General features: G+C 35.2%; 16 protein-coding genes and 1 pseudogene. 12 read left to right on the top strand and 5 right to left on the bottom strand.

Annotated features, from left to right (window positions below):
- Positions 1-3 precede the first annotated feature (3 nt).
- From fabZ to surE, 5 genes are all read left to right on the top strand, one after another.
- Positions 4-444, top strand: coding sequence for a 3-hydroxyacyl-ACP dehydratase FabZ (gene fabZ, locus ABWU50_RS06235; RefSeq protein ID WP_253309601.1), 441 nt, complete (start codon positions 4-6; stop codon positions 442-444).
- A gap of 29 nt (positions 445-473) precedes the next feature.
- Entirely contained in the window at positions 474-3,443 is a 2,970-nt protein-coding gene (locus tag ABWU50_RS06230) for a WPE palindromic element domain-containing protein (protein WP_353275805.1), read from the top strand.
- Between the two features lie 303 nt (positions 3,444-3,746).
- Positions 3,747-5,306, top strand: a complete 1,560-nt coding sequence (locus ABWU50_RS06225; RefSeq protein WP_353275804.1) for a proton-conducting transporter membrane subunit — start codon at positions 3,747-3,749, stop codon at positions 5,304-5,306.
- Entirely contained in the window at positions 5,291-6,634 is a 1,344-nt protein-coding gene (ffh, locus tag ABWU50_RS06220) for a signal recognition particle protein (protein WP_353275803.1), read from the top strand. The genes ABWU50_RS06225 and ffh overlap by 16 nt, the downstream gene beginning before the upstream one ends.
- A 204-nt stretch (positions 6,635-6,838) precedes the next feature.
- Positions 6,839-7,591, top strand: a complete 753-nt coding sequence (gene surE / locus ABWU50_RS06215; RefSeq protein ID WP_353275802.1) for a 5'/3'-nucleotidase SurE — start codon at positions 6,839-6,841, stop codon at positions 7,589-7,591.
- A 20-nt stretch (positions 7,592-7,611) separates the two neighbouring features.
- Here surE and hisS read toward each other — a convergent pair whose 3' ends face one another.
- Positions 7,612-8,838 (bottom strand): histidine--tRNA ligase, encoded by a 1,227-nt coding sequence (gene hisS, locus ABWU50_RS06210; RefSeq protein ID WP_353275801.1) that lies wholly within the window; start codon positions 8,836-8,838, stop codon positions 7,612-7,614.
- Positions 8,835-9,407: a NifU family protein gene (locus tag ABWU50_RS06205; RefSeq protein ID WP_253309984.1), complete on the bottom strand. Its 573-nt coding sequence runs from the start codon at positions 9,405-9,407 to the stop codon at positions 8,835-8,837. Before ABWU50_RS06205 ends, hisS begins: the two co-directional genes overlap by 4 nt.
- Positions 9,408-9,576: 169 nt before the next feature.
- Between ABWU50_RS06205 and ABWU50_RS06200 the strand changes: the two genes are divergently transcribed.
- Positions 9,577-9,828 (top strand): J domain-containing protein, encoded by a 252-nt coding sequence (locus ABWU50_RS06200; RefSeq protein WP_259245427.1) that lies wholly within the window; start codon positions 9,577-9,579, stop codon positions 9,826-9,828.
- A 19-nt stretch (positions 9,829-9,847) separates the two neighbouring features.
- On the opposite strand, the gene ABWU50_RS06195 is transcribed toward ABWU50_RS06200, so the two are convergent.
- Positions 9,848-11,377: an N-acetylmuramoyl-L-alanine amidase gene (locus tag ABWU50_RS06195; RefSeq protein ID WP_264731222.1), complete on the bottom strand. Its 1,530-nt coding sequence runs from the start codon at positions 11,375-11,377 to the stop codon at positions 9,848-9,850.
- 68 nt (positions 11,378-11,445) lie between these two features.
- Here ABWU50_RS06195 and ABWU50_RS06190 point away from each other — a divergent pair, with 68 nt between their 5' ends.
- The 4 genes from ABWU50_RS06190 to ABWU50_RS06175 all read left to right on the top strand — a co-directional run bounded on the left by ABWU50_RS06190 (position 11,446) and on the right by ABWU50_RS06175 (position 14,442).
- Entirely contained in the window at positions 11,446-11,616 is a 171-nt protein-coding gene (locus ABWU50_RS06190; RefSeq protein WP_353275800.1) for a DnaJ domain-containing protein, read from the top strand.
- Positions 11,617-11,704: 88 nt separating this feature from the next.
- On the top strand, positions 11,705-12,928 hold the full coding sequence (locus ABWU50_RS06185; RefSeq protein ID WP_353275799.1) for a cytochrome b: 1,224 nt from the start codon (positions 11,705-11,707) through the stop codon (positions 12,926-12,928).
- Positions 12,928-13,689 carry a cytochrome c1 gene (locus tag ABWU50_RS06180; protein WP_410542062.1) on the top strand — a complete coding sequence of 254 codons (762 nt, stop codon included), beginning with the start codon at positions 12,928-12,930 and terminating at the stop codon, positions 13,687-13,689. Before ABWU50_RS06185 ends, ABWU50_RS06180 begins: the two co-directional genes overlap by 1 nt.
- 597 nt (positions 13,690-14,286) lie before the next feature.
- The gene (locus ABWU50_RS06175) at positions 14,287-14,442 is read left to right on the top strand and encodes a hypothetical protein (RefSeq protein WP_353275798.1); all 156 of its coding nucleotides are present in this window, start codon (positions 14,287-14,289) and stop codon (positions 14,440-14,442) included.
- A gap of 35 nt (positions 14,443-14,477) precedes the next feature.
- Here the strand turns inward: ABWU50_RS06175 and ABWU50_RS06170 are convergent, their stop codons facing one another.
- Together ABWU50_RS06170 and ABWU50_RS06165 are read right to left on the bottom strand one after the other, a co-directional pair.
- Positions 14,478-15,176, bottom strand: a complete 699-nt coding sequence (locus ABWU50_RS06170; protein WP_353275797.1) for an ankyrin repeat domain-containing protein — start codon at positions 15,174-15,176, stop codon at positions 14,478-14,480.
- Between the two features lie 8 nt (positions 15,177-15,184).
- Positions 15,185-15,880 carry an ankyrin repeat domain-containing protein gene (locus ABWU50_RS06165; RefSeq protein ID WP_353275796.1) on the bottom strand — a complete coding sequence of 232 codons (696 nt, stop codon included), beginning with the start codon at positions 15,878-15,880 and terminating at the stop codon, positions 15,185-15,187.
- Between the two features lie 256 nt (positions 15,881-16,136).
- Here ABWU50_RS06165 and ABWU50_RS06160 point away from each other — a divergent pair.
- Positions 16,137-16,214: pseudogene (locus ABWU50_RS06160) on the top strand (head decoration protein); the annotation flags it as partial.
- A 70-nt stretch (positions 16,215-16,284) separates the two neighbouring features.
- Positions 16,285-17,289, top strand: coding sequence for a major capsid protein (locus tag ABWU50_RS06155; protein WP_353275795.1), 1,005 nt, complete (start codon positions 16,285-16,287; stop codon positions 17,287-17,289).
- The last annotated feature ends 27 nt before the right edge of the window (positions 17,290-17,316 follow it).

The raw sequence follows: 17,316 nt of genomic DNA, 5'->3' as shown, positions 1-17,316 counted from the left end.
CTTATGCAATTTAATATCAGTGATATTATAAAAATACTACCACATTCTTATCCGTTTCTCTTAGTAGATAGGGTTATAGAGTGTGATCCTGGTAAAAGTATAAAAGCAATCAAAAATGTGACTTTTAATGAGCCATTTTTTATTGGTCATTTCCCTGGTCATCCAATAATGCCAGGAGTCTTGATAATTGAATCTCTAGCTCAAGCATCTGCTATATGTGTTCTTGGTAAAGAAAGTCAAGGTACAATAGAAAACAAAGCTATTTACTTTATGTCTATTGAAAATGCAAAATTCAGAAAGCCAGTCACTCCAGGGGACACACTGATTCTGCAAGCTAATGTTAAAAACGCACGTTTAAGTGCATGTAAATTTGAGTGTATTGCGTGTGTTGGTGAAGAAAAGGTTGCAGAAGCAACGATTTTAGCTATGCTACAAAATACGTAATATACAAAAGACAGTGTGCATACTGTATAATGCAGCTTAATATCTCATTTTCAAATTTATATACTTGCAGTGGATTAATAAAATTGGATGAGACATTTTTGAATTATATTAAATCATGTGATGAAAGCTTGTTTTGTTCATTAATTGAAGCAAGGGAAAATCAGATTGGTGATAGCCAGTTAATAATAGACCTCTCATATTTATTTGACGAGTTCATTGCAAAACTTTTCAACATTGAAAAAGAAATAGAAGAGCTAAAGAAAAAACACAATGACTTTGCTGTGATATATAAATGCAAAAGGTTATTTGTCCAACGCTACGCATTGAAGAAATACATTAATGTGGCGAATATAGATATTACTAACAAACTAAGTCATTTTCTCACTTTGCCAACAACAGAAAAAAATTTTGCCGAGCAGGTGATGCATTGGTTTGAAGATAAAGAAAATCACAAAGAAGAAATAGAACTTGCGGCACAATATGCAGTGTGGAGAGTAAAAAATAAACGGAGTATACTCTTTAGTATCCATAGGAAAATTGACCATGAAAATCTCATACCATTTTCTAAAAAAGAAGTGGACAAAGTTGAAGTGCTGTATTCAAATGAAGTAAAAAGACGATATGGTTTTGATCTAACAAGCAAAAAGGTGAGTTTGAACAAAGCATTAGATAACGCTCACTACTGCATATTCTGTCATAAGCAAAATAAGGACAGCTGCTCAAAGGGGCTAATTAATAACGACAATACTTTTAAACAGTCCCCACTAAAAGTTGAGCTGCATGGCTGTCCACTAGAACAGAAAATATCAGAAATGAATCTGGTGAAAAGCGAAGGTTACAGCATAGCAAGCCTTGCAATTGTGATGATAGATAACCCATTATGTGCGGCTACTGGGCACAGAATATGCAATGACTGCATGAACTCGTGCATATATCAGAAACAAGAACCCGTAAATGTGCCAATGATTGAAACAAGGATTTTGGATGATGTGCTTAATTTACCGTACGGATTTGAAATATATTCTCTGCTCAGCCGTTGGAATCCTTTAAATTTTCAGCGTTCATTGCCAAGAGAAAACACCGGAAAAAACGTTCTAGTTGTAGGCCTTGGTCCTGCTGGTTTTAATTTAGCTCATCATTTGTTGAATGATGGGCATAACGTTATCGCCATTGATGGACTAAAGATTGAACCTTTAATCGATAATTTCCAGCTAATTAAAGATTTTGAACACGAAAAATTGAGTGAACGCACGGCAGGTGGGTTTGGTGGAGTGGCAGAATATGGCATTACTTCTAGGTGGGATAAAAATTACTTAAAGATTATTAGATTACTGCTGGAAAGACGTGAGAATTTCGCACTTTATGGGGGCATTCGTTTTGGTGGCACGATTAATGTTGATGATGCTTTCAACTTGGGTTTTGATCACATCGCACTAGCACTTGGCTCTGGCAAGCAACGAATGATCAAAATAAAGAATATACTAGCTCGTGGAGTGCGTATGGCATCTGACTTTCTTATGTCGTTACAACTGACTGGCGCTCTTAAATTTGATTCTATAGCAAATCTGCAAGTTCGTATGCCGATAGTTGTCATAGGTGCGGGGCTTACTGCGATTGACACTGCCACTGAAGCTTTAGCGTATTATCCAATTCAAGCAGAAAAATTTCTTCTTCGTTATGAGATATTAGTTGATAAGTATGGAAAGGACTGTGTTGAAAAGGATTGGACAGAGGAAGAGCGCGAAATTGCGAATGAGTTTATATCGCACGCACAATTGATCCGAGAAAAGCAAAAGTTAGCAAAAAAAGAGAGTAGAGAAATAAAAATATTAGAGTTAATGCAGAGTTTGGGGGGAGTGAAAGTTGTATATAGAAAAGAGCTAAAAGATTCGCCAAGTTATCGATTAAATAGCGAAGAGGTGCAAAATGCACTGTCAGAAGGGATTTACTTTATTGAAAACTTAGAGCCAGTTGAAGTTGTGACGGATAAATATAATCATGCTGAATCAATAAAACTAATAGACACAAAATCCGGCGAAATCAAATGCATGAAAGCACGTTCTATTTTTATAGCAGCAGGTACTGAGCCAAATACAGTTATTGCAACAGAAGATAAAAAGCATTTTAAATTAAGCAATGGGTATTTTACTCATTTGAATTCATCAGGAAAAGAAATAGATCCAATATTTTCTCCTAAGATGCAGAATAAAGACAGAATATTAGTATATAAGCAAGGCAATAAAACAATTAGCTTTTTTGGTGATCTTCATCCTTCGTATAGCGGCAGCGTCGTGAAAGCTATGGCAAGCGCTAAGAATGGTTACCCTGTCATTTCTCAGCTTTTGAATAGAGTTAATAGCTTCATTTCTGCCACTCCAGCTAGAATCTCGGAGTCATATGCACAATTGTATGAATGTTGTAATGTAAGAGTAACTTTCACCAAAAAAGATGTCATTCCAGTTCCCAGACACTGGGATCCAGAAAACTTAATTTTGAATGAGTACACCAGATGGTTGTATAGTCAGAACTGGATTCCAGTGTCGGCTACTTGCATGACACCACCTGCTATGCGAATTACCTACAAATTGCAGCATTTGTACACTAAAGCGTCACGCGCTGGAATAATATCAGAACACCTGGCTAACAAAGAATTTTTCAATAAAATCAAAGAGCAATTCACTGCAAAGGTTATAAAAGTTCAATATTTAACAGACAAAGTTGTGGAAATAGTGATCAAAGCACCACTTGCGGCAAAGAATTTTAAACCTGGACAATTCTTTAGGTTGCAAAATTTTGAAACCAATAGCAGAAAAGCCAATAATACAAACCTTGCTATGGAAGGTATAGCCGTAACCGGCACTGAAGTAGACAAAAAAAAAGGAATTATTTCCACTATTGTGCTTGAAACTGGCGGTTCCACTAATTTATGTAAATGTTTTAAAGAAGGTGAACAAGTAATTCTTATGGGTCCAACTGGCAGCCCTACTGAGGTTTACTAAGTCTGGATATTAAAGTGATGCCAAATTTTATTTCAAAAAGTAAATAATTTACTAACGCTCGTGCACAAATTAAAAATAAATTATGCACGAGTGTAGCATTGTGAATTAAGAATGCTATATTAAAGCTTACCTCACTATTAAAGCTATCGGTCAGATTAGATTAAAAACCTAATCTGACCGGTTTCTCTATAACCCTCTAAACTCTGATATAATTATATGATAATTAGTTTAATTAGTGGTTAATATGCAAATTGATTTTATTCATATATTGAGATAGCATAAACCATATTGGTTTAAATTATTGTGCAACTTTATAAATCGTCACTGTTACTTCTACTGACTGTATTAATAGTTATAGTCCTAAAATTACCTGAAAATTTGAGCATTGCAGTAAATTGGTCTCTCCCAATTCTGGATTTTGATTTATCTTTTCGTATCATACTAATATCTTTTTTATCAGTTGCATTTTTAGCTGTTCTACCAGCACAAAATTTGACTTTTTCAGAGATGCTATCTTTTGCTGCTTACACTATTAGTTCACTTTATGCAGTTTTATCTGAACATATGATATTGGTTATAATATTCTGTGAATTAATGACCGTCAGTGCATTTTTTACTATCGCAGCTGGCTGTAGAGATAGTGGACCTACAATAAGGTACGCTTGTGTACACTTTTTCGTTGGAGTTATATTAACAGCAGGATTGGCACTGCAAAGTACTAACCTGATAATTTTAGGTTTATTGATAAACTGCGCTTGTTTCCCTTTTTCGTTTTGGGTTGTTGATGCATATCCTGCTGCATCGCTACATGGCACTACATATCTCTCTTTATTTACCACTAAAGTCTCTTTTTTAGTAATGCTTTTACACACTTATAACCTATGGCAAGATTGTACTGAAATATTAGCGCTTGTAGGCGCCATCACTGCAATTTACAGCATTATATTTGCTTCTCTTGAGCAAAATATTCGTAGATTTTTATGCTATAATATTGTAGGACAAATGGGCTTGCTGATTATTGCAGGAGGTTTACTCAGCCCTTCGGAAAAGGCAATACCAATTTTGATACTGCATATAATCTTCTCTCTTGTTTATCAATCATTATTGTTTGTGGTCAGCAATTCGATTATTTCACGAACAAAAACAATTAGTTTTAATGGAGTAGGTAAACTGATGTCAGTGGAAGGCATGTGTGCTATAATCGCAATACTTACAATGGCTGCATTTCCTGGAACTGCTGGATTTATCAGTAAATCATATATCACAGCTGAAATTGAAATGAACACTGTTGCCTTAAAAGGGTATAAAAATTTATATAAGGTTCTAAATTTGCTGCTTCATTTAAGCGTGGGGCTAAAGTTTCTTTATTACTTATTTATTGCAAAAAGTAAGTCAAAACCGTTAGCAGAGAGGGGGGGCAAAATGACTATGATCATTTTAGCATTTATATGCGTAATCGCTGGCAATCCTTACTTACCTATTTACAATAAACCTTCGATTTTCGATTTTGTGTACAACACAAAAAATATTTTGTCGCAATTTAATTTGTTACTATGTACCACTTTATTGTTTATTCCTTTACGCAAGTTATTTTACCCGAGAGTAAATTTTAAAATGGATGTTGATTGGATTTTGAGAGCTTTCATATCCTATATTATCTTGCTGTTCAATCAGTTAGTCTCTAAAACTAGAGAAATGTTTGCCAGCATAGTGCAAAACTTGACTAATTCACTTGCTGGTTTATACTTTAATAATATTACTAAACTTAAAGAAGTGCTGGATTATAACTCAGTGAGTTTTGTTTCAGCTTCTTCTCTCTTTTTAATGAGTATTCTACTAACGCTATTATGTTTAAATCGTTAACTGAAAGTTTAAATTCTGTATTTAGTAAACTGAGAGGAAAGTCGATCATTTCTGAAGATGATTTTAATCTTGCCATGCGTGAAATACGTATAGCTTTAATTGAAGCTGACGTTTCACTTGAAGTTGCGAAAAAATTCATCAATGACATTAAAGATAAAGTGATTGGGGAAAAAGTCATAAAAAGTGTTTCTCCAGCACAAATGATAATTAAAATTGTGCAGGATAATTTAGTTGCAGTTCTCGGATCAGAGAAAAGTGACTTAAATCTAGCAGTTAAACCCCCTGCTGTGATTATGATGGTGGGCTTACAAGGTGCAGGTAAAACAACTACCTCAGGAAAGCTTGCTTTAAAGCTAAAAAAGCAAAAGAAAAAAGTGATGCTTGCCTCTTTAGACATTTATAGGCCGGCTGCCCAGAAACAACTTGAGGTGCTGGGTAAACAAATAGACGTACAAACTTTATCTATAGTAATAAATGAGGGGCCTATTGCAATTACAAAAAGGGCACTGGCAACAGCAAAGAGCGATAATTGTGATGTATTAATACTAGATACCGCAGGCAGGCTTCATATTGACAATAATATGATGAATGAGTTGAAAGCCGTAAAGGAAATAGCTTCACCTGCAGAAGTTATTTTAGTAGCCGACGCAATGATAGGCCAGGATGCGGTCAACATTGCCAAATCATTCAATGAGGCAATAGGTGTAACCGGCATTATTCTTACCCGTGTTGATGGTGATGCACGTGGTGGTGCTGCTCTTTCTATGAAAATAATCGCCGATTGTCCAATTAAATTTATTGCTTGTGGTGAAAAATTAAGTGACCTCGATGATTTTTACCCCGATAGAATTGCAAAAAGGATACTTAGCATGGGTGATGTTGTCTCATTGGTTGAAAAAGCTGCTGAGATTGTTGGTCAGGAAGAAATTGATAAGTTACAAAAGAAAGTAAAAAAGGGTAAATTCGACCTAAACGACCTAGTGGGAATGTTAAAAACTCTCAATAAAATGGATGGTATTAGCAACATAATGAAATTCATTCCTAGTTCATTCACAAAAAAGCTAAGTAGCAGTGTGCCAGATGACAATAAAGTGAAAAAATATATAGCTATCATAAACTCAATGACTGAAAAAGAAAGGCAAAATCCAGATATTTTAAATGGCAAAAGAAGACTTAGAATTTCTAAGGGGTCCGGAACAAGTGTAACTGAAGTTAATCTTCTGATTAAGCAGTATAATCAAATGAGCTCTGTGGTAAATAAGTTCAGTAAAGTTGACCATAGTAAACTCAAAGAATCTGATTTGATGGATATGCTAAGCAGAAAGTAAGTCAGCAGGTAGTGGAATGAGACGATTGTCAGTAAACCTTTAGCTATATACTTTCCAACCTGTTTTCACTCCTAATCTTTTCTTATTGATTTACAGCAGGTTCTTTGTTACAGTTTGTAGTTATGCAAAGAAACCTAAAGCCTTATGAGTTTATTTACAGTCAGTGATTTACATAATTTGGAACTGTATAGCTGAGTATTGTATATGATAATATTGATAACAAACGATGATGGCTTTGGAAGTGAAGGAATAAAATTACTCAAAGAGATTGCACGGAATTTTGCGTCAGAAATATGGATAGTGGCACCAGATACTGATAGAAGCGGGGCTGCAAGATCTCTTGATTATCCAGTGAAACAATCTATTGGAATAAACCAACATAGTGAAAGGGAATTTAGTGTGTCTGGTACTCCTGCAGATTGTGTCATTATTGCGCTAAATAAAGTTATGAATAAAAAACCAGACTTAATATTGTCCGGAGTAAATATTGGATCAAATGTCGGGGACGATATTTGTTATTCAGGAACAATTGGTGCTGTAATGGAAGGTGCTGCAAGGTCTATACCTTCTATTGCGCTGAGCCAAGTTTATCATGATAAAATAGACTGGCACAATACAAAGGTTTTTGCACCAAAGGTTATTGCCAAGCTAGTTAAGGTTGGTTGGCCCAAAAACATAGTGATAAGTGTAAATTTTCCTGCTACGGAAAAAGTAAAAGGAGTAGAATTTGCTGAACAAGGTGAATATAACATTGATGGGGATTTAACTTTTACTGAAAATTCGAATGGCTTTTTTAGCTTAAATTGGTCTCGAGAGCACTCAGGCAGTGGTAGTGTAAATAAAATAAAAGAAGGATTTATTACTATCACACCAGTAAAATTAGATTTTACAGATTATGATACATTGAATGCTATGAAAAATTCTTGTGCAGACGAATTTTCTTCTATAGCTGACTAAGAAAAACATTTGCATTGCTCCTAATTGATGTTTTCTATTGTGTTATCGCGAGCAATTATTTTTTCTTCACCTGTATCCATGTTTTTAATCTTTAAAGTTTTACTACTCAATTCTTCATCGCCAAAGATTAAAGCAGCTTTAGCATTTGCTTGATTTGCTTTTTTCATTCGGTTTTTAAGTGCTCCGCTATATTCGTAGACTACATATAAACCATTTCTGCGCAATTCATTCGCAAGTGTTAGAGCATGTTCATCAGCCTCTCTGCCGATCGGAATTAGGTAAATAGGTCGCTCTTCTTTCGGAGAATAATTGATTAACTCCATTATGCGTTCAATACCTCCTGCAAATCCTATCGCTGGAGTGTGTTTTCCACCTACTGAAGATACTAGATTATCGTATCTTCCACCGGCAAAAACTGCCCCTTGTGCACCTAAATCTTCTGTGACAAATTCAAATACTGTGTGACAATAATAGTCTAGACCTCGAACTAATTTGCTATTTACAGTGTAAGGTATGCCAAGAGCTTGCAGTCCATTTAACACCTGGTCAAAGAAATATGAAGATTCTTTTGTATAGTGATCACTGATTTTAGGCGCATAAGAAATTATTGATTTATCTTTCTCATCCTTAGAATCCAGTATTCTGAGTGGATTTTTGATCAACCTATTTTTGCTATCTTCTGATAGATCGTTTTGATACTTTGTAAAGTATAAGATCAAAGCTTCTCTATACTTAGTTATTGTTTCACTATCACCTAAAGAGTTGATTTCCAGCTTTACATTTTTATTGATGCTAAATTCAGTTAGTAAGTGCTGAGCGAGTGATATCAATTCAACATCGGCTTTTGAATCTTCTACACCAAAAACCTCAAAATTTATCTGATGAAATTGCCTCTGTCTTCCCTTTTGCGGTCTTTCGTAACGAAATGCAGGCCCTGTTGAAAATAATTTTATCGGCGTTTGCAGTTTTTTTTCAATTAATAGCCTAACAACCGCTGCAGTGAACTCAGGACGTAAAGTTATGCTCTTTCCCCCTTTATCATTAAAGGTGTACATCTCTTTAGTGATGATGTCTGAGCTATCACCTAAAGTCTTTGTGAAAACTTCCGTATATTCAAATATCGGAGTTTGAGCAGGCAAAAAGCCATATAGACTTGAGATTCTGCTTGCTGTTTGCTCTATGTGTTTAGACTTGTACCATTCATCAAACAGGAGATCTTTTGTTCCTCTAACCGTTTGATTAGTCATAGTGTGGTCTCTATACCTGCAACCTCTGGTATGTGGTAGCTCAGCATATTCTGCACTCCTTGCTTTAAAGTAATTGCAGCACTTGGGCATCCAGAGCAAGCTCCTTGTAACTCAACATAAACTATCCCGTCTTTATAGCCACGAAATTTGATATCGCCACCATCTTGAGCAACTGCAGGTTTGATATAACTTTCCATCAATTCTTTTATTCTATTTACAATTTCTATATCATTTTTATCAAAAAATTCTTCATCCGGTATATTATTATCATTTACTCCTTCTTTATCTAGTGCTCTTCCACCTGAAGTAAAGTGATCCATGATTGTAGTTAGAATTTCTACTTTTAATGTATCCCAATTAATTCCACCCAATTTTGTTACTGAAATAAAATCATGACCAAAAAACACTCTTACCACATGTTCTATTTGAAAAAGATTTGCTGCTAGCTTGGAGTTTTTTATTTCATCTGCATTTGAAAAATCAGCCGTTTCTCCTTCGTTTAGAATTGCAAATCCAGGGAGAAATTTCAGTGTGTTTGGATTTGGTGTTTCTTCAATCTGGATGAACATGTTATTTACCATGACAATTATAATTGTTACTATTTAATCATAAAATGATAAAAAAATATACATGTCATTCATCTTTTTTCTTTTTTTAGTATTCATAGTAATTACATTTGTCTTGCCTAGCGTTGTTGTATTTTTTCTTTTCCTGACAAAAAAAAATAACATAAGTTTCATGATGAACTCTATATTGAGTAAGTTTTTGAACGAATTTAATAGCAGTAGAAGTTATACTGAAAATTACACTGGTGATAACATGTCCAAAGATGAAGCATTAAAGATACTGGGGCTGAATCCTGAGGCAAGTCAAAATGAAATTAATAAAGCATATCAAAATTTAATGAAATTAGTTCACCCAGATAAGGGAGGCTCAGAGTATTTTGCACAGAAATTAAATGCGGCACGTGATAAATTGTTAAAAAAGTGATCTTAAAAAAAGTTTTCGTTTAACGAATTTCTTCCTTTGCTTTTTCTAAATAATCCAATATTGCTTCATGTAGTGCAGTCCATGTTATCTTCTCTTTCAAAGAGGGTATAAATTCTTTCTCCCAGGCATTCTTAAATTCCTGAAGCCATTGCTCCTCAAAATCCTGAAATTCTAAAGAAATATCTGCTTTAAAGCTATCAATTAAACTGGAGACTTCTGCAGCCTCAGAGCTATCTAGTGATTTTAAAGATAACACTCCACTCTTTAAAATGTCTAACTCTTCCAATAAATTAAGCTTAAATGGTTTATAGAGTGAAGACCATATGCGATATCTTAAATAAGAATCATAGTATAACTTAATTTTGTACATTAAAGTGGTAGATGCATCAGGAGAAATGTTATTCTCATATTGTGCAAGAGAAGATAATAAATTCTCATAATCTACTTTGCTTAAACATGATTGTAGAGTCGATTTAATTTTTTCACTAAAGGTTAGATAACTAGAAGAAATGCCATGACTATATTTACTAAAGAATTCAGGAAATATATCTGCTTGTTCTAATTTAAGAGGTAAATCTTTTCTAATTTCTCTTGGTAAACTATGTATTGAAAACTGATAAATAACCCATACAAAATTCTCATCAAACTCATCTGAGTAATCAGCATTATTATCAGGAAAAATTACATTACCTTTCTTATTATTCCAAGGTAATATCTTATAGAAAAATCTGTTCAGCCTTTGTTTTAATTTCAAAATACCTTCATTTCTATCACCTGCTTTATACAATATTTCGCCCATTTGCTGTTTAGCATCTTTAGGGTTTATTCTGTCACTTATGTGCAATCCAATTCCATTTTTCTCTAATAACTCCCAATCAAACAATTTGTGTGGATCTGGTTTACGCATTGTATAGCCAAGTTCTTGATTGTAAACTATGGTTCCTATTTCAGAATGACTAAATATCATATCCCTTTTAATTTTAAAACGCTCCATAAGGTATAAAATCAGCTCTTTAACGGACCTCATTTGCTCTTCCGGAAAAGGCTCAAGTCCTGTGTTTACAATTTCAATACCTACAGAATAGTTGTTAAGCTTCCGTAGCTCTTCAAGCTTGCTATCTATCTTAACTCTTGCATAACTAATACCAGCATGCCATGCTTCTTTCTCTAATGGAACCATTAAGGTGATGCTGCCATCCCTATCGACAATAAAATGAACTGACAATCCTCTAGCATTCAGCGTATCTTTTGTATCTTTTAATGTTGATGTTTCAGTATGGTGAACTATAACCATTAACACTTTTTCACCTGCCCTATCACCATAATTTAAAGCTGAAGCTGGACTTAAAAATAACAAGTCCTGATCTTTCAATAATGGTAATTTTTCTTGTAAATCTTGAAAATCATTCTCGATACTGCTTGAACTGGATACTTGCCCAGATATGAGAAATGCTGAGACAGTAATCAGTAAAACTAATAAATATTTGTTGACTTTAGATAGTTGGATTTTCATACCATCTTTATAAACACTTTGTAGATAATTTTTCATTATATAGTTAGAATAGGGTTGTTGAATAAATTTACAAGACAAAATCATACTAGTTCGGTAGTAGTAACATGTCCAAAGATGAAGCATTAAAGATACTGGGGCTGGATCCTGAGGCAAGTCAAAATGAAATTAATAAAGCATATCAAAATTTAATGAAATTAGTTCACCCAGATAAGGGAGGCTCAGAGTATTTTGCACAGAAATTAAATGCGGCACGTGATAGGTTGCTGAAGAGGTAGTAATTAATATCGCTTTAAACTTTTTATTTGTGTGTAAAGGATAAGTTGCTACAATAAAACGAGTTAAAGGTAGAGAAGGCTTTAAGTTATGCAGAAAAAAAAAACAACGATAGAAGAAGAAAAAGGCATATTAGGGTGGATAGAATATAGATTGCCTATATTTTCTTTTTTGAAACACACTGCTTCTTACCAAGTGCCAAAAAACTTAAATTATGCTTGGAACTTTGGCTCTTTGGCTGGTATAGCGCTAATTTTACAAATAATAACAGGTATATTTCTTGCTATGCACTACACTCCGCATGTTGATTATGCGTTTAATAGTGTAGAGCGCATAATGCGAGATGTGAATTACGGGTGGTTAATACGCTACACTCACGCTGTTGGAGCATCGCTCTTCTTTATGGTAGTCTATGTTCATATAATGCGTGGATTATATTACGGATCTTACAAGAGGCCACGAGAGATGGTGTGGTTTGTTGGTATATTTATATTTTTTGCAATGATGGCAACTGCCTTTATGGGATATGTATTGCCTTGGGGACAAATGAGTTTCTGGGGTGCAACAGTCATAACCAACTTATTTTCAGCTATACCTTTAATTGGCAATAAAATAGTTATATGGTTATGGGGTGGTTTTTCCGTTGATAATCCAACACTTAACCGTTTTTTCGCTCTGCATTATCTTCTGCCTTTTGTTATTATTGCTTTAGCTATGCTTCATGTGATAGCTCTGCATAGGTTTGGCTCTGGTAACCCAAGTGGAGTGGAGGTAAAATCAGATAAGGATACCATTCCTCTCTATCCTTATTATATAGTCAAGGATTGCATAACTTTTGGTCTGTTTTTTGTAGTTTTGTTTGCATTTGTTTTCTATGCTCCTAATTATCTTGGACATCCAGACAATTATATAGAAGCTGATTCTATGGTCACTCCGGTACATATAGTGCCAGAGTGGTACTTTTTACCTTTTTATGCAATGCTACGTTCAATTCCAGATAAACTTACTGGTGTGCTTACCATGTTTGCGTCTATTTTAGTTTGGTTTTTGTTACCTTGGCTTGATAAATCAAAAGTTAAAAGTGGTGCTTATCGCCCAGTGTTCAAAAAATTTTTTTGGGTTTTCGCAATAAATTTTGCACTTCTTGCCTGGCTTGGAGGACAAGAGGTGAAAGAGCCTTACATCACTATGAGTAGGCTATCCACTCTTTATTATTTTGCATATTTTGTAATAATTTTACCACTGCTTAGTAAATATGAAAAGCCAAAAGAACCACCAAAAACCTTAAGTTATTCTGTGCCGGAGATGAAGTAATGCTGATGAGAAGTATGTTAGCTATACTTTGCATATTGTTTTTTGCTAATTTTGTGTATGCAGAAGAATTCAAGCCATCACCAAATAAAAAAATGGACTGGAAATTTGATGGAATTACCGGATCTTTCGATAGAGAGTCAATTCAACGAGGCTATAAAGTGTATAAAGAAGTCTGTGCTGCTTGTCATTCAATGAATAGGATAGCATTTCGTAATTTGCAAGATGTTGGTTTTTCTGAAGAAGATATAAAACAGATTGCAGCTTCTTATCAAGTTAAAGATGGTCCGAATGATTTGGGTGAAATGTTCGATAGACCTGGAGTACCTTCGGATTATTTTGTTGCACCTTTTGATACAAAAGAAGCAGCTGCAGCAAGCAATAATGGTGCAGTTCCACCAGACTTATCGTTAATTATTAAAGCAAGGCATGATGGTGCAAATTATGTCTATTCACTGTTAACAGGCTATCAAAACGGCGAGCACGATGAAAATGATTTATACTTCAACCCTTACTTTTCAACAGGCAGGTTAGCTATGGCGCCACCACTTTCTGAAGGAATGGTGGAATATGATGGTGCAAGACAAGCCACAGTTGAAAATATGGCGTATGATGTGATAAATTTTTTACAATGGGCAGCAGAGCCAGAATTAGAGCGCCGGCATAAACTTGGATTAAAAGTAGTGGAGTATTTTATAATTTTAACAGTGTTTTTTGTATTAACTAACAATAGAATTTGGAGCAAGCTCTATAAAAAGAAGTGATAGTCAATTTTGCCTCAAATACAATGGTTGTCATCCAAGTAGCTAACACTGGTTCCTTTATGACGGCAGTGCCCAGAGGTGTCATGCAAGTAGCTGACAACATAGAAACGAAAAACTTACTTGACAAACTCCGCCAGCCCCCTTATCATGAAACTGAAGCTATTTATTTATCTTCGCAATCTCTGCAGTGGATTAATGACAAAAAAACTTAATGTATTTGGCGTAAATCATGCTTAATTTTTTGCACTATGTGCACCTCATGTCTTTATAAAAACTTTAGGTTTCTACCTATACAAGCCGAAACGCGCTTATAAAGCGTTTAAGACAGCAAAAAACGTCAAATTGACAAGGGAGAATTTGAATACTAGCTACCCTGGGGTTTCTTTGCCTTTTTTCCTGCTTGGTAAATTTCTTAAACACTTGCGATGTAGGTTAGTTGCAAGTTAAAAGCAGCTAAATCGCTCTTAATCAAGCGTTTTAGAATAAAAAAAACGCCGATATTTTAGTACATAGTGAATAGCCAACCACCACGGGGCTTCTTTTGCCTTTTTTTTGTTTGGTAAATTTCTTAAATATTTATAGCTAAAGATTGCACGAATGTTGCAATTACAAAAGCGATCTCTACTAGGAGGATGTCATCCCAGTGCACAGAGCACTGCCATGAATGAACCAACAGGACCAGAGCCTGCGATGATAATGTTTTTCATTTTTACCTCATATGAACCACCTAACGCTAAGCTTACCACAATATGAGATATAATGCAACAGTTTTTTTATTTAGAAATAGACTACTGTGGTGATTGCTGTGCTGCCACAAAACGCTCATATTCTACTTTTGCCATTTTAGTACTGGGTTTAAACGCTTCATATGTAATACGACCAGCTGCAAGTGCTGCTACTGTAACTATAGCCGCTGCACCTATTATACGTGGTGCATCTGGTGTAATGTTGCCAGTTGTGAAAAGTGTTATTGCTGCTACAGCACCCAGTAACAGTGTTGAATAACGAACAAATAGATCTTTATTGTATGCTTGTTTTAACTTCATTAAGTACCCAGTTTCACGAGGACGGTCTTGTGTGAAACCCCAATCAACACGGCTTTGCCAAGCTTGCCTTTCATACACATAATGGTCTATTGGGGTTGCACCATTGTTATCCTCTATCCAAGGGTCTGCTCCAAGTTCTACTAAGGCTAATATTGTTTTCTCTGAACCTAAATGTGCAGCTACATGTAATGGAGTCTGTCCAAGATTATCTATTATATCGATTTTTGCTCCTTTTGCTGCCAGAAACTTAATTGTGTCCACTTGAAATAGCGAAGCAGCTTTATGTAGAGGGGTATCTCCTTGTGCATTTTTGATATCAGTATTTGCACTGTTTTCCGTCAGAAATTCTATTTCTTCTATATTGCCATTATGGGCAGCATTATGCAAAAGAGTATCGCCATCTTCATCTTGAAAATCAATATTAGAACCATTTTTGATCAATAGCTCTGCTATACACCTCTACTACCGATCGCATAACCTAAAGGTGTAGACCCATGTTGACTTGCTGCATTAACATCTGCTTTTCTCTCTATGAGGAATTCTATTACCTCTATATACTTTTCATAATCGGAAATGTTACTTTGTTGAAGGGCAACGCGAGCTTTTTTGACGGCAATGTGTAGAGAGGTCTCTTCACGTACCTCAGTTTTTGCATTGATATTTGCCCCATTGTCCAACAAGAACTTTGCTATGTCTTTATTACCAACTTCAACAGCAACACATAAAATTCCACATCCACAATTTATGTCAACACCTCTTCCTAATAGATATTTGAGCATGTCTTTGTCATTTCTTCTTACTGCATAATGCAAAGGTGTGTACTTATATTTATTAAGTAAATTGACGGTTGCACCTCTGTCTTTTAGGTGCTTCACGATTCTCTCATAACCATTTTCAGCAGCAATGTGCAGAATTGTTCCTAGGTGATAGCTATCAAATTGACAATCCAATGAAAAATTATTACTCTTCCATAATTGATACTCTTTCTCATATAGTTTATATTCATTCTTACAAGAATCCCACTTTAGGTACAATTCATCCATTTTTCTTTCGAACTCTTGTTGTATCTTTTCAACTATATTATTTGAGTTTAGATTTTGATCATTATTATTTAATGTTTCTAATATTTCATATAGCAGACCCATAGTATTCCCCCTCTTAAATCTTGTGATTAAATAATATATTATGACTACCCTGTAGAAGAGAGTCAATTAAAAGGCATTTGAGGCAAAACTTTCTACAAATTAAATTATGTAAAAAAATGTTTGCACATTATGTAATTGTTCAATATAAATGGCATTAATTGTCAAGATAAGGTGTTTTATGCAAGCTGCAGAGCAAAAAACAGAATAGCAAATATTATCAAAAGAACTAAGAGAGGATAAAAGGCTATAGTTAACAAATATAACTGAAGAGCAAAAAGCTGCAGCAATAAAGCAACTTGAAGCACGAGGAATCATCATCCGCAAGGGAGTTTAAACGCCAACTGCCTAACTGAAGAGCAGAGCTACCAAACATCTTAAAACACACAGCATTAAGGGGAAAAAACATGCAAAATCCATTTACAAATCCAGCATTTAGTATGACGGAATTAACCAAAGCAATAAACATATTGCCGATAAATTATGGTTGCGTCGAAAATTTAAATTTATTTCCAAGTAGATCGGTAAGATTTCGACATATTACGATAGAAGAGCAAAACGGGGTATTGAGTTTATTACCAACGCAAGTTCCGGGAGCACCAGCAACAGTGGGAAAACGTGGAAAACGAAAAATAAGAACATTTACGATACCACATATTCCCCATGATGATGTAGTGTTACCAGAGGAAGTACAAGGAATAAGGGCATTTGGGTCAGAAAGCGAACTTATAGCACTGGCGAGTGTAGTAACAGATCACCTGGAGTTGATGAGAAACAAACACGCAATAACGTTAGAACATTTGCGAATGGGGGCGCTCAAAGGAATAATTTTGGACGCTGATGGCAGTGAGTTATTAAATCTGTATAACGAATTTGAAATTACACCGAAAGTAGTAAATTTTGCACTGGGAACAGCAACAACCGATGTCAAGCGTAAGTGTCTGGAAGTATTGCGCCATGTTGAAGATAACTTAAGTGGTGAATATATGACGGGGATTCATGCGCTGGTCAGTCCTGAGTTTTTCGATGCATTAACTTCTCATACCAAGGTAAAAGAAGCATACGAGAGATGGCAAGAAGGAGCAGCATTAAGGAACGACATGAGATCAGGATTTACGTTCTGTGGAATAACATTTGAGGAGTATAGAGGGCAAGCAACTGACCCTGAAGGAAATGTGAGAAGGTTTATAGAAAAAGATACGGGGCACTGTTTTCCACTTGGTACAGCCAACACATTTACTACTTACTTTGCACCAGCAGACTTTAATGAAACAGTGAATACCCTTGGGCAGCCATTATATGCAAAACAAGAGCCGAAGGAGTTCAATAGAGGGACTAAATTGCATACTCAGTCGAACCCTTTGCCAGTGTGCCATCGTCCAGAAACATTAGTCAAAGTCGTTGCAGCATAACAATACTGATAGAGCAACTACAAAGTA

It is taken from the genome of Wolbachia endosymbiont (group A) of Pipizella viduata, assembly GCF_964028555.1.
GTDB lineage: Bacteria > Pseudomonadota > Alphaproteobacteria > Rickettsiales > Anaplasmataceae > Wolbachia.
The sequence above is the reverse complement of the archived record's forward strand: the minus strand, read 5'-3'. Positions and strand labels throughout refer to the sequence as shown.